Origin of the sequence: Roseateles albus (genome assembly GCF_028595345.1) — a bacterium.
GTDB classification, from domain to species: Bacteria; Pseudomonadota; Gammaproteobacteria; order Burkholderiales; family Burkholderiaceae_C; genus Paucibacter_A; species Paucibacter_A albus.
In genome coordinates, this window is sequence record NZ_JAQQXT010000003.1 from 437,380 (window position 1) to 450,777 (window position 13,398).

General features: G+C 62.2%; 12 protein-coding genes. 6 read left to right on the forward strand and 6 right to left on the reverse strand.

Annotation, left to right across the window (positions count from 1 at the left end; all coding sequences use genetic code 11):
• Nucleotides 1-116: 116 nt before the first annotated feature.
• Complete coding sequence (locus PRZ03_RS07270) at nucleotides 117-401, forward strand: hypothetical protein (protein ID WP_263533015.1); 285 nt, start codon at nucleotides 117-119, stop codon at nucleotides 399-401.
• Nucleotides 402-493: 92 nt separating this feature from the next.
• Here PRZ03_RS07270 and PRZ03_RS07275 read toward each other — a convergent pair whose 3' ends face one another.
• From PRZ03_RS07275 to PRZ03_RS07300, 6 genes are all read right to left on the reverse strand, one after another.
• Complete coding sequence (locus tag PRZ03_RS07275; RefSeq protein ID WP_273599668.1) at nucleotides 494-1,294, reverse strand: MBL fold metallo-hydrolase; 801 nt, start codon at nucleotides 1,292-1,294, stop codon at nucleotides 494-496.
• A gap of 82 nt (nucleotides 1,295-1,376) precedes the next feature.
• Complete coding sequence (gene bamC, locus PRZ03_RS07280) at nucleotides 1,377-2,603, reverse strand: outer membrane protein assembly factor BamC (protein ID WP_409993935.1); 1,227 nt, start codon at nucleotides 2,601-2,603, stop codon at nucleotides 1,377-1,379.
• A gap of 95 nt (nucleotides 2,604-2,698) precedes the next feature.
• Entirely contained in the window at nucleotides 2,699-3,580 is an 882-nt protein-coding gene (dapA, locus tag PRZ03_RS07285) for a 4-hydroxy-tetrahydrodipicolinate synthase (protein WP_273599670.1), read from the reverse strand.
• Between the two features lie 46 nt (nucleotides 3,581-3,626).
• Nucleotides 3,627-4,181: a class I SAM-dependent methyltransferase gene (locus PRZ03_RS07290; RefSeq protein ID WP_273599671.1), complete on the reverse strand. Its 555-nt coding sequence runs from the start codon at nucleotides 4,179-4,181 to the stop codon at nucleotides 3,627-3,629.
• Between the two features lie 121 nt (nucleotides 4,182-4,302).
• A complete protein-coding gene (locus PRZ03_RS07295; protein WP_273599672.1) occupies nucleotides 4,303-5,517 on the reverse strand; it encodes an MFS transporter in 1,215 nt (404 codons plus the stop codon).
• Between the two features lie 37 nt (nucleotides 5,518-5,554).
• The gene (locus PRZ03_RS07300; RefSeq protein ID WP_273599673.1) at nucleotides 5,555-6,733 is read right to left on the reverse strand and encodes an amidohydrolase family protein; all 1,179 of its coding nucleotides are present in this window, start codon (nucleotides 6,731-6,733) and stop codon (nucleotides 5,555-5,557) included.
• 188 nt (nucleotides 6,734-6,921) lie between these two features.
• On the opposite strand from PRZ03_RS07300, the gene PRZ03_RS07305 reads away from it, so the two are divergent.
• From PRZ03_RS07305 to bla, 5 genes are read left to right on the forward strand one after another with little or no spacing between them, the layout of a single operon-like run.
• On the forward strand, nucleotides 6,922-8,925 hold the full coding sequence (locus PRZ03_RS07305; protein ID WP_273599674.1) for a DNA topoisomerase IV subunit B: 2,004 nt from the start codon (nucleotides 6,922-6,924) through the stop codon (nucleotides 8,923-8,925).
• A gap of 4 nt (nucleotides 8,926-8,929) precedes the next feature.
• Nucleotides 8,930-9,466: a GNAT family N-acetyltransferase gene (locus PRZ03_RS07310; RefSeq protein WP_273599675.1), complete on the forward strand. Its 537-nt coding sequence runs from the start codon at nucleotides 8,930-8,932 to the stop codon at nucleotides 9,464-9,466.
• On the forward strand, nucleotides 9,463-10,149 hold the full coding sequence (locus PRZ03_RS07315; protein ID WP_273599676.1) for a lytic transglycosylase domain-containing protein: 687 nt from the start codon (nucleotides 9,463-9,465) through the stop codon (nucleotides 10,147-10,149). Before PRZ03_RS07310 ends, PRZ03_RS07315 begins: the two co-directional genes overlap by 4 nt.
• Complete coding sequence (parC, locus tag PRZ03_RS07320; protein ID WP_273599677.1) at nucleotides 10,146-12,473, forward strand: DNA topoisomerase IV subunit A; 2,328 nt, start codon at nucleotides 10,146-10,148, stop codon at nucleotides 12,471-12,473. Before PRZ03_RS07315 ends, parC begins: the two co-directional genes overlap by 4 nt.
• Nucleotides 12,473-13,378 carry a class A beta-lactamase gene (bla, locus tag PRZ03_RS07325; protein ID WP_273599710.1) on the forward strand — a complete coding sequence of 302 codons (906 nt, stop codon included), beginning with the start codon at nucleotides 12,473-12,475 and terminating at the stop codon, nucleotides 13,376-13,378. The genes parC and bla overlap by 1 nt, the downstream gene beginning before the upstream one ends.
• Nucleotides 13,379-13,398: the final 20 nt, after the last annotated feature.

The window sequence follows — 13,398 nt, forward strand, 5'->3', positions numbered from 1 at the left end:
CGTCTTGTCATGCCGAAGTTTTACAACAACAGCCACCGCGAGGTTTGGTCAACGTTGTTGGACTTCAAAAAATTACCGGTAATTGCAATTTCGTTTAACGATTTTTGAGGATAAGTATGAACAAGTCGATCCTGTTGGCTGCTGTGCTGGCTGCTGTTGCTCTGACCGCTTGCGGCAAAAAAGAAGAAGCTCCTGCTGTTGTGGCTCCTGCTGTTGCTGAAGCCGCTTCGGCTGTCGCAGTGGCTGCTGACGCAACTGCCTCGGCAGCTGTGACTGCTGTTGACGCTGGCGCTTCGGCTGCCGCGGCCGGCGTTGCTGACGCTGCTTCCGCAGTGGGCGGCATGGCTGCTGACGCCGTCAACAAGGCTGCTGATGCAGCTAAGGACGCTGTCAAGAAGTAATCGCTTCTCGATGTGATCGGTTCCGATCACCGCGAAAACCGCCCGGTGCAAATCAGGCGGTTTTTTTACGTCTGATGTTTTACTGCTTGGTTTCAGCTCAGTTCGGTCCAGGCGCAGCCTAGGTCCTGGCTGGCGACGGCGATCACCTCGGGCGAGCAGCCCAGCACTGCGGCCAAGCTTGCGGCGGCCAGCGCCGGCCTGTTGTTGCTTTCGCTCAGATGGGCGGCGACCACATGCTGAAGCCCCGTGTGCAGGCAGCTCCGTAGCAGTTCGGCGGCACTTTCATTGGACAGGTGGCCGTGGCTGCCCAGGATGCGGCGCTTGAGGCTGGCGGGGTAGCTCGATGCGCGCAGCAACTCCTCATCGTGATTGCACTCCAGCAACAGCCCTTGGCAGCCTTGCAAGGCTTGCGCCACGGAGGCGCAGGCGTGACCGAGATCGGTGATCAGGCCGAGCGAGCGGGCGCCGTCGCTGCAACGCAGATGCAGCGGCTCTTGCGCGTCGTGCGGCACGGCAAAGGGCTTGATCTGAATGTCGCCCAAGTCGGCGCATTCGCCGTCCTTGATCAGATGCAGCAGCGCCGGGTCGAAGTCGGCCGCCGACATATTGTTCGGCCGGTCATTCAGGGCTCGCCAAGTGCCACGGCTGGTCCAAAGCGGGATGCGATAGCGCTGCGCCAAGTTCAAGGCGCAGCCGATATGGTCGCCATGTTCATGGGTGATGAAGATGGCGTCCAAGTCGGCCGGGCTGCTGCCGGCGCGTTCCAGGCGGCGCGTCAATTCGCGCAGGCTGAAGCCGCAGTCGACCAAGAGCTGCGTGCTGGTGATGCCTTGACTGGCCTCGATCAGGCTGGCGTTGCCTCCGCTGCCGCTGCCTAGGCTGCAAAAACGCATTGAAAAACCTTCTGGGCGAGAACAATAAAAAACGCCGCAGACCTTGCGGCAGCGGCGTTAGCTTGATCGGGGCAGGCCCGGTTCAGCGCAAATCGTCCATCAGCAAGTTGAGGATGCGCTTGGCATTCTCGTTGGTTTGCTGCTGACCCTTGTCGTCCAGCACCATCACCGTGCTGCGCTCGCCTTCAGACTTGACCGAAACACGGTAACGCGTCGCCACCGGGGCAGCATCCGAGCTGAACAATTTCTGGAAGAAATTAGGCTCTTCCTTGCCAGCCTGGGTCGGGTCGGCATAGCGCAAGAAGAACAGGCCTTGCTTGCGGTCACGGTCTTCAATCGTGAAGCCGTGGCGGTCCAGCGACTGGCCAACTCGGCGCCATGCGCGCTCGAAGCCTTCGTTGACCTGCAAGGAGTCCGGAACTTCGGCCAAAGAGCGCGTGGTGGCTGCAAGAGCCACGCCCGTCGGGGCCACTGCTGCAGCAGCAGAACCTGCTGGCAATGCTTGCACCTTGGCGGCGGCAAGCGCGGCCTTGGCCTGCTCGTCGCTGGCACCCAGCTTGAGCATTAGGCGCGACAGCATTTCGGCTTCCAACTGCGGATCGCTCGGGCGCGGCTGCCAGGCGGTATTGTCTTTTTGCGCGCCGGTGTAGATCTCTTGCATGCCGCGGTGGCTGATGAAGACCTCGGTGCCTACGCCGTTGGCGCCGCGCTCCAGGCGCGTGCGGAACATGTCTTTTTCGCCGGTCGAGTAAAAGCTGTCCAGCACCTTGCCAATGGTCGAGCGGATGATGTCTTGCGGCAACTTGGCACGGTTTTCGTTCCAGTTGGTTTCCATCACGCCAACATCGGCCGAGTCCTTCAAGACCTCGAAGCCGCGCTCTTGCCAGAAGTCACGCACCAGTGGCCACATTTGCTCGGGCGTCAAGCTGCTGACCAGCCAGCGCTGCGAGCCACTGCGCTCAATGCGCATATCGGCCACCGCGTTCAAAGCCACCGTGTTGGCGGGTTGGCCGGCGGCCATGGCCGCTTTTTGCTCCTTGCCCTTTTGCTGAAAGCTCGCCGCGCTGACGCTTTCGCCTTGCGGCTGGTTGCGGTTGTCGCGCGCCAATTGCTTCAAATCGGGTGGAATATCCAGCCCGGTGGTTTGGCGTGCGCCGCTGCGGTAGTCCACCTTCTCGGACGAGAAAGTGTTGTCAAGAGTGCTGCAAGCAGCCAATGATCCCAGCAAAGATGCGATTGCCAACTGGCATGCCAGGCGCACCGGAGTGGCCGTGGAGGAAACAAATGAGGAACGAGTCACGCTAGACATCTCCGAGGGAATCAGGGCGGCTGGGACCGTATGAGCACGGCCCAAATTTCAAAAAGCGAATGGGGGATTAGAGCAGACTGCAGCAGCGGCGGCGATCAGAGCAAACCAGCCTCATGCATCGCCCGCTCAACCTTGGCCTGGCCGTCCACCGTCAAGGTGGTGATGGGCAGGCGCAGCGCATTCTTGCAGCGGCCCAGTTTGGCCACTGCCCATTTGGTCGGGGCGGGGCTGGGCTCGCAGAACAGCTGTTTGTGCAGGTCCAGCAGTTGGAAGTGAATCCGGCGCGCCTCTGCCACTTGGCCGGCCAAGGCCGCGCGGCACAACTCGCTCATCAAACGCGGCGCCACATTGGCCGTGACACTGACGTTGCCGTGGCCACCCAGCAGCATCAGAGCGATCGCGGTGCCGTCGTCACCCGAGTAAATCGAAAAGCCTTTGGGCGCCAGCTTGATCAGCTGAGCCGCACGTTCAATATTGCCGCTGGCTTCCTTCACGCCGAAGACGCCGGGCAAGGTCGCACAGCGCAGCGTGGTTTCGGGCTGCATATCAGCGACGGTGCGGCCGGGCACGTTGTAAAGCATCATGGGCAGGTCGACCGCCTCGGCGATCGCCTTGTAATGCTGATAGATACCTTCTTGCGAGGGTTTGTTGTAGTAGGGCACAACCGACAAGCTGCAGTCGGCGCCGACCTTTTTGGCGAAGCGACTCAGATTGATGGCCTCGGCGGTGGAATTGGCGCCGGTGCCAGCCATGACGGGGACACGGCCGGCTGCATGCTCAACCGCAACCCGGATCACTTCGCAGTGCTCTTCCACGTCCACCGTGGGCGATTCGCCGGTTGTGCCGACCACGCAGACGCAGCTGGTGCCCTCATTGATATGCCAGTCGATCAAATTGCGTAGTGCAGCGTAATCAACGCTGCCGTCTTCTTGCATCGGTGTCACGAGTGCGACGATGCTGCCAACTAATCCGTTCATTGCAATTCCTAGTTATCCGACAATTCTACTCAGCGGCGGCAGGGACTCAGTTTTGATCCAAGGCGTAGCGCTGAAACACCCCGTCATGGAGGTCGCGCACAGCAGCAACGCGCTGCACAAAGCGTGGGTTGACGGCCATCACCTCGAATCCATCTTCAAAGGCCACCACGCTGAGGCCTTTGCAGGCCTCCAGCAACTCGCCCGGCTGCAGCAAGAACTCGGGCCGCGCGGGCCGGCCAATGCTTTGCTGGCCCTGGGCGAAGGTCTCATAAATCAGCCAACCGCCCGGCGCGACCGCGGCGGTGATCAAGGGGATCAAGGGGCGCCAGAGGTAGTTGGTGACCAGCACCAGATCGAATTGACGGCCCGCTAGCGGCCAAGGGCCGGACTCGATGTCGGCATTGATGATTTCGGCTTTGCTCTCTAATCCGGCGGTGGCCGCCGCATCGATATCGACGCCGGTGACCTTCATCCCCAGCGCGGCCAAGTGCTGGACATGGCGGCCGCTGCCGCAGGCCAGATCAAGGGCCGTACCGCCGGCGCGCATCGCTTGCGGCCAGCGTAGCAGCCATTTTGAGGGGGGAGAAGAAGTGCAGGTCATCAAAAACAAGCCCAGATTTGTTCGGAAAGCCGGATCATCAAGTCCGTTTGAAAATAGCTGAGAAACACCGCCCCAAGCAAGGCCAGGGCGGCCAAGCGGAATAGCCATAGCGAGCTGCGCTTCATGCTGGCAGCGGTCTATGGATCGGCTCTTCGCGCACCGGCAGATTGACCAAGGCGGCCATCACGCCCAACGCCACGGCGAGCCACCACACCACATCGTAGCTGCCGGTTTGGTCATACAAGCGCCCGCCCAGCCAGACGCCCAAGAAGCTGCCGATCTGGTGGCTCAAAAAGACAAAGCCGCTCAGCATTGACATATGCTGGATGCCAAACATCTGCGCCAGTACCGCATTGGTGGGTGGGATGGTCGACAGCCACAGTAGGCCCATCACGGCCGAGAACAGATACACCGAGCTTGGCGTTAGCGGCGCAGTCAAGAAGGCCACGATGGCGACCGAGCGCAGCGCATAGATGCACGACAGGATGTAGCGCTTGGGGAAGCGCTGGCCAAGCGAGCCGGCCGCGTAAGTGCCGAACACATTGAATAGGCCGATCAAGGCCAAGGCATAGGTGGCGACTTGCGGGCTCAGGCCCTGGTCCTTCAGGTAACTGGGCATGTGCACGCCGATGAAAACGACCTGGAAGCCGCAGACGAAATAGCCGGCCATCAGCAACTGGAAGCTGCGGTAGCCAAAGGCCTCGCGCAAGGCCTGCACAATGCTTTGCGAATGAGTATGCGGGCTGGGTGCGGCTGTTTTGGGCTCACGCAAGCCAAAAGCGAGCGGGATGATGATCAAGGACATGCAGGCGAGGATGAAGAGCGCGTCTTGCCAGCCGTTGGAGCTGATCAGCCAATTCGACACCGGCACCATCAAGAACTGCCCAAAAGAGCCTGCGGCCGCCGCCACGCCCATCGCCCAACTGCGCTTGGCTGGGTCGACATTGCGCCCGATCACGCCGTAAATCACCGCGTAGGTGGTGCCCGACTGGGCAATGCCGATCAGCAGCCCGGCGCTGCCGGTGAAGGCCAGGCCGGAGGTCGACAAGGCCATCAAGACCAGACCGACGGCGTACAACAAGCCGCCCACCATGAGCACGCGGAACGGCCCGAAGCGATCGGCCAACATGCCGGTGAAGGGCCCAGCCAGACCCCAGGCAATGTTTTGAATTGCCAGCGCGAAGGCAAAGGTCTCGCGCGTCCAGCCCCGGTCCATGGTGATGGGCTGCAAAAACAGACCGAATCCGTGGCGTATGCCCATGGACAAGGTGACGATCAAGGCGCCGCACAGCAGCACTTGCTTCATCGACAAGCGGGGGGATTGGGGTGTCATCATCTGCCGCAATATAGCCAGAACCGCCAGGGTTTGTCTGTCACGGAGATTGCAGGTTCAGCATCCGGCCCTGCTTGACGCGCAGCTGAATGCGACCAATCGCGGCCAAATCTTGAAGTGGATTGGCCGCAAGCAACAAAAAGCTCGCCTCGCAGCCGGCATCGAAGCAGCCCAGGCGCCGCTTGGGGTAGAGCGCCTGCGGCGTGGTGATGCTGGCCATGCGCAAGAGCGTGGCGCGGTCGAGCACGCCCAGGCTTTCAAGATGTTGAAGCTCGGGCAGTGCTGAGCCGTTGAAAAGGTCGGAGCCCAACAGCAGCTTGGTTCCGGCGGCCTTGAGCGTTTGCAGGTTTTCGATTTGCAGGCGGCGCACGGCCGCTTGCGTCTCCGGCGGGGCTCGGAACAGCGTTGCCGCCGCCGTGCCGGTGATAACGGCCACATGTTTCTTGGCCGCTTCGGCGGCCATATCGGCGCTGAGCCGGTAGGCCTCGGGGCCAAGACCTTCATGGAAAAAATAGCCCGGTATATGGTCAATCCAGTCCACACCGGCTTGCACCGCCAGCGCAAAGTCAGCGGCCGTCTCGACATGGGCGATCACCCGCAAGCCGTCTTGGTGGGCGCGTTTGACGATGGCCGGCAAGACTTCGGGCTTGAGGCCCAAACGGCCTTGCTGCTTGGTATCCCCCCGCAGTTCGGGGCTCTCGCTGCGGCTCAGCATCAGCTTGACCAGATCGGTCTTGCGCGTGGCCACAAGCGGCCATTTCTGCGCCACGTGTTCGGGCGTATCCGTGATCAGCAGCAACTTGTCTGCCACATCTTCGAGTTTCAGCTTGGTGCCACCCATTTCCTCACCGAGCAATTGCGCGAGCGGTTGGCCATCTGATGAGGTAATACAGGCGCTGACGAACAAAATGTCCGGTGCGGCCGGCTGATTCGCCAGTCCGCGTGCCAAGGCCACGCCCTTGGGCTCCCCGCAATGCATGGCCGCAAAGAAAACACCGTCCCGCAAATAGCTGTTCGCATAGCGCGCGTAGCCCCAGCCGTTTTGCAGATTGTGGTTGTGCGCCTCGGCCAGGGGCGGGATCAAGTACTGGCCGCTTAAGTCCAGGCTGCGCTGCGGCTTCTTGATTTTCTGAGTGCTGAAAACGCCATCTTTGACATAGAGCGTGCCGCGCTTGACGAAGCCCTTGCCATCAAACCATTGGGCATTTTTAAGTTCCATGCTGAGCGGCGGACCGGCCTTGAATGGCGTGCTTTCGGGCTCGGCTGCCGCGAGTCCGCTCAAACTCAGGGCGAGACAGGTCAGCAGGTAAGAAGTAAGGGATCTCAGGTGCATAGGGGCGACATGCTAGCCGGGAACTTGGCAGCGTTTGCGCACTTGGCCGCGGGCCGCCGCCTAGAATCTGCCCCATGGCGACCAGCAAAGCATCAACTTCTCCCAGCAACTCCCCGGCCTTGGGCTCCTATGGCGAGGGCTCGATCCGCGTACTCAAGGGCCTTGAGCCCGTCAAGCAGCGGCCGGGCATGTACACGCGTACCGACAACCCGCTGCACACGATCCAGGAGGTCATCGACAACGCGGCCGACGAAGCGTTGGCCGGCTTCGGCAAGCGCATCGACCTGATCCAGCACAGCGACGGCTCGGTTTCGATTGCCGACGACGGCCGCGGCATTCCCTTTGGCCTGCACCCCGAAGAGGGCGTACCGGTGGTCGAAATCGTCTTTACCCGCTTGCATGCCGGCGGCAAGTTCGACAAGGGCTCGGGCGGCGCCTACAGCTTCTCGGGTGGCTTGCACGGCGTTGGCGTCAGCGTCACCAATGCCTTGGCCAAGCGCTTGGAGGTGACGGTTTGGCGCGGCGGCGAGGTGGCGACCTTGGCCTTCGAGAACGGCGATGTGGTTGAACCGGTGGTGGCTCGCAAGGCCGAGCGCGGCGAGCGCAAGCAGGGCACGACGGTGCGCGTCTGGCCCGATGCCAAATATTTCGAGAGCGCCGAGCTGCCTAAGAACGAGCTGATCCACCTCTTGCGCAGCAAGGCGGTCTTGATGCCGGGCGTGATCGTCACGCTGACGAACGAAAAGACCGGAGATGTGCAAACCTGGTCCTATCAAGGCGGGCTGCGCGACTATCTGATGCAGACGCTGAACGCCGAGCCGCTGATCCCTCTGTACGAGGGCGAACAATATGCCGGCCGGGCCGAGACCGAGAACTTCGCCGAGGGCGAGGGCGCCGCCTGGTGCGTGGCCTTCACCGAAGAAGGCGCGGCGATGCGCGAGAGCTATGTCAATTTGATCCCGACCGTCGCCGGGGGTACGCATGAATCCGGCCTCAAGGACGGCCTGTTCGGTGCGGTCAAGGGCTTTATCGAGATGCACAGCCTCTTGCCCAAGGGCGTCAAGCTGATGCCGGACGATGTGTTTTCGCGCGCGTCTTTTGTGCTGTCGGCCAAGGTCTTGGACCCGCAATTCCAGGGTCAGACCAAGGAGCGCCTGAACAGCCGTGACGCGCTGCGCCTGGTCTCCACCTATGTCAAACCGGGCCTGGAGTTGTGGCTGAACCAGCATGTGGAGTTCGGCAAGAAGCTGGCCGAACTGGTCATCAAGCAGGCGCAAACCCGCCAGCGCGCTTCGCAAAAAGTCGAGAAGCGCAAAGGCTCGGGCGTGGCCGTCTTGCCGGGCAAGCTGACCGACTGCGAGAGCCGCGACCTCTTGCACAACGAGATCTTTCTGGTCGAGGGCGATTCGGCCGGCGGCAGCGCCAAGATGGGCCGCAACAAGGAGACGCAGGCCATTCTGCCGCTGCGCGGCAAGGTCTTGAATACCTGGGAGGTCGAGCGCGATCGCCTGTTTGCGAATAACGAAATTCACGATATCTCGGTCGCGCTGGGTGTCGACCCTCATGGCAAGAACGACTCGCCGGACCTGAGCGGTCTGCGCTACGGCAAGGTCTGCATCCTGTCGGATGCGGACGTGGACGGCTCGCATATCCAGGTCCTCTTGTTGACACTGTTCTTCCGCCATTTCCCCAAGCTGGTCGAGACAGGGCATATCTATGTTGCCCGCCCGCCGCTGTACCGGGTCGACGCGCTTGCGCGTGGCAAAAAGCCGGCCGCCAAGATTTATGCGCTGGACGAGGGCGAGTTGACCGCCACGCTGGACAAGCTGCGCAAGGAAGGCGCGCGCGAAGGTTCATGGAGCATCAGCCGCTTCAAAGGCCTGGGCGAGATGAGCGCCACGCAGCTGTGGGACACGACGCTGAACCCCGAAACCCGGCGGCTGAGCGTGATCGCGCTCGGTCAGCTGAATCTCACGGAAACGGAAACATCGATCAACAAGCTGATGGGCAAGGGCGAGGCCTCGTCCCGCCGTGAATTGATGGAGATCCACGGCGACTCGGTCGAAGTGGATATCTGAAGCCATGAACGCTCCGCGCGTCAGCCTGCGCCCGACCATGTTGTCGGACCTGGATTTTGTGGTCTCGGTGGAGCAGGACGCCGCCAACCGGCCCTTCATCACGCCCTGGGAACGTACGCAACATGAGGGCGCGGTGCGTTTCCCGGATTTTCGCCACTTCATCATCGAGGTCGGGCCGGAATCCAAACGGTCCGGCTTCGTGATTTTTCAGGGTTGCCGCAATCCGCACGGCTCGGTTGAGTTGAAGCGCATCGTCTTGGCGCCCAAGGGTCAAGGCCTGGGTCGCGCCTGTGCGCGCCTGCTCAAGAAACTGGCCTTCACGCAGTTGCATGCGCATCGCTTCTGGCTGGATGTGAAGGCACTCAACACGCGGGCCTTGAAACTCTATGCCAGCGAAGGCTTTGTCGAGGAAGGCCGGCTGCGCGAGAGCGTGCGGGTCAATATCGAAGGCGCGGATGGCTACGACAGCCTGATCGTGATGTCCATGCTGGACCGCGAGTACCAGGCTCGGGTGGCGCTCGGTGAGGAGCAGGGCGGATGAGGTTTGGGCTCGTCTTCTTTCTGGCGGCGCTCGCTTGGCCTGCTCAAGCTGAGCTATGGGCTTATGTTGACGGTGCCGGCACCGCGCATCTGGCCGATCGGCAGCTCAGTGGCGCCTATAACTTGGTGCTGGGCGCGCCGGACCCAAGCAAGGGCCGCGTGCCGGGTAAACAGGACGGGAGCCGGCATTTGCTGACTTGGCTGGAGATCGCGCCCGAGGTCAAGGCGGTGCAGCCCTATTTGCGCGAGGCGGCAGCCAAGTCCGGCGTGGATATGGCTTTGCTGAAGGCGGTCATTGCGGTGGAGTCGGGCTACAAATCGGCCGCGGTGTCGCCGCGCGGCGCCATCGGCCTGATGCAGATCACCCCGGACGCGGCCGCTCGTTATGCCACGCTGCTGGAGCGCCTGCAGCCCGCTGAAAAGCGCTTGCTGGACCCTCGAACCAATGTGTTGACCGGCGCTCGCATGCTGGCCGATCTGATCAAACGCTTTGGCCGCATTGATGCGGCGCTGGCGGCCTGGAACGCCGGCGAAGGCGCCGTGCGTCGCGCCGGTGGTGTCGTGCCGCCGATTGACGAAACCCAAGCCCATGTTCATTTGGTGCTGGAGCTGTACTGGACCTTGCTGCAAAACGGCATGCACGCCACAGCTCAACACCTGACGATTCACTCTGACAAACCATGACCCAAACTTCGATATTCGACGCACCCCCGCCGCAGGATGACCCTGACGCGCTGACCCTGGGCCATTACGCCGAGCGCGCTTACCTTGAATACGCGCTGAGCGTTGTCAAGGGCCGGGCCTTGCCCGATGTTTGCGACGGCCAAAAGCCGGTGCAGCGGCGCATTTTGTATTCCATGGAGCGCATGGGTCTGGCCTTCACCGGCACTGCCGGCGCCAAACCGGTCAAGGGCGCGCGCGTGGTCGGTGATGTGCTGGGGCGCTTCCACCCGCATGGCGATCAGTCGGTCTATGACGCGCTGGTGCGCATGGCGCAAGACTTTTCGCAGCGCTATCCGCTGATTGATGGCCAGGGCAACTTCGGTAGTCGTGACGGGGACGGCGCTGCGGCGATGCGTTATACCGAGGCGCGCTTGGCGCCGATTGCCCGCCTGCTCTTGGATGAGATCGACGAAGGCACGGTCGACTTCCAGGCCAATTACGACGGCTCGACTCAGGAGCCACGTCAGTTGCCCGCTCGCCTGCCTTTTGTACTGTTGAACGGCGCCAGCGGCATTGCCGTGGGTATGGCGACCGAGGTGCCCAGCCACAATCTGCGCGAGGTGGCGGCCGCCGCGGTGGCGCTGTTGCGTGACGACAAAATCAGCGACGAGGCTTTGTTCACCATCCTGCCCGGCCCCGACTATCCGGGCGGCGGCCAGCTGATCAGCTCGGCCGAGGATATCCGCTCGGCCTACCAAACCGGTCGCGGCAGCATGAAGCTGCGCGCGCGCTGGAAGATCGAAGACCTGGCGCGGGGCCAATGGCAGTTGGTCGTCACCGAGTTGCCGCATGGTTGCAGCAGCCAGCGCGTGCTGGAAGAAGTCGAGGAGCTGTCCAACCCCAAGATCAAGACCGGCAAAAAGGCTTTGAGCGCCGAGCAGTTGCAGCTCAAGGCCAGCCTGCTGGCGGTGTTGGACTGCGTGCGTGACGAGTCGAGCAAGGACGCTGCAGTGCGCCTGGTGTTCGAGCCCAAGAGCCGCACGGTGGAGCAGCAAGACTTGATCTCGACCTTGCTGGCGCACACCAGCCTGGAGACCTCGGCCTCGATCAATCTGACCATGATTGGTGCCGATGGCCGGCCGACCTTGAAGAGCGTGCGCCAGATCCTCAGCGAATGGCTGGGCTACCGCCAGCAGACGGTGCAGCGCCGCACGCAACACCGCTTGGCCAAGGTGTTGGATCGCATCCATGTGCTGGAAGGGCGCCAACTGGTGCTCTTGAACATCGATGAGGTGATCCGCATCATCCGCAATGCCGATGAGCCCAAGCCAGCGCTGATCACTCGCTTCAACTTGAGCGATCGCCAGGCCGAAGACATTCTTGAAATCCGTTTGCGCCAGTTGGCGCGGCTGGAGGCGATCAAGATCGAGCAGGAACTCAAAGGCTTGCGCGAAGAGCAGAGCAAGCTGGAGGACATCCTGGGCAATCCGGGCAGCCTGAAGCGTACCGTCATCCGCGAGATCGAGGCCGATGCCAAGCAGTTTGGCGACGAGCGCCGCACGCTGATCCAAGAGGAAAAGAAGGCTTCGGCCGAGGTCCGCATCGTTGACGAGGCGGTCACCGTGGTCGTCAGCGGCAAGGGCTGGGTGCGGGCGCTGAAGGGTCACGATATCGAGGCCGGCGCGCTGGCCTTCAAATCAGGCGACCAGCTCTACGGCACCTTCCAATGCCGCAGTGTTGACGCGCTGATCGTCTTCGGCAGCAATGGGCGGGTCTACTCGGTGCCGATCTCCTTGCTGCCCGGCGGGCGTGGCGACGGTCAGCCTATCACCTCCCTGATCGAGCTGGAAAGCGGCAGTCAAATAGCGCATTACTTTGCCGCCAATGCCGAAACCCGCTTGGTGCTGGCCGGCACCGGCGGCTTCGGCCTGATTGCCAAGGTTGGCGATCTGGTCGGCCGCCAAAAGGCCGGCAAGACCTTCCTGAGCCTGGAAGGCGAAGAGAAGATCTTGCCGCCGGCGCCGGTGCCCGCCGGCGAGGTTGTCGGCGTTCAAATGGCTTGCCTGACGCTGAACGGCCGGCTGCTGACCTACGCGCTGGATGAGCTCAAGCACCAGCCCAAGGGCGGGCGTGGCCTGACCCTGATCGACCTGGAAGCTAAAGACGCCTTGATCAGCGTCGCCGCCTTCACGCAGGCGCTGCAGGTGCTGGGTACGGGCCGTGGCGCCAAGCCTAAGGAAGAAATTCTGAAGGGTGTGGGCCTGGCGAGTTATGCAGGCAAGCGCGCGCGCAAAGGCAAGCAGGTCGAGGCCTTCCAGAAAGTTCTGCGAGTGCTGACACCTTGATGATGATTCAGCGGCGTTTGATTCTGCTGGCGGGTTTGCCTTTGCCCTTGTCGAGTTTGGCGACGCCTCAAGCTGAAGCCTCTTTGCAAGCGCGCTGCGCGGCGCTGCAAACCCAGATCGGCGGGCAGATCGGCGTGTTCGCCTTGCATACCGGTAGCCGTGCGCAGTTTGCCTTTCAGGCCGGGCAGCGTTTTGCGATGTGTTCGACCTTCAAGCTGCTCTTGGCTGCAGCCGTCATGGCCAAGGTCGATAGCGGGCGCTTGGACTTGAATCAGCGCGTGCGCTTTGGCCCGCGCGACTTGGTGCCTCATGCGCCGGTGACGGGGGCCTTGCTGCAAGCCGGCTCGGTATCGGCCTCGCTCAGCGTGGGCGAGTTGTGTGCGGCCATGCTGGAGCTCAGCGACAACCCGGCCGCCAACTTGCTCCTGCCTTTGGTTGGCGGCCCGGCTGGCCTGACCCGTTTCTTGCGCGAACTGGGCGACACGGTCACACGGTTGGACCGGATCGAGCCCGCACTCAATAGCAATCTGCCGGATGACGCGCGTGATACCAGTACGGCGGCGAGCTATGTCGGCCTGATGGAACATCTGCTCTGCAGCGATTATTTCTCGGGCGAGTTGCGCCAGCAATTGCTGGTCTGGATGAATGCGTCTGAGACCGGTTTGCAGCGGCTGCGGGCCGGCGCTCCACAGGACTGGCCCGCCGGCGACAAAACCGGCAGCGGGGCCAATGGCGCTGTCAATGATGTGGCGATATTCTTTCCGCCCAAGCAGGCACCCATCCTGATGGCGGTTTTTATGACCGGCTCTACCCAGTCCTTGGCGGCTTTGAATGCCGTGCATGCGGAATTGGCGACCCTGGTACTGAGCCACTTGCAGGCCGGGGAAGCCGGCATGTCGAGGTAGATTCAGCCAAGAGGGGCGGG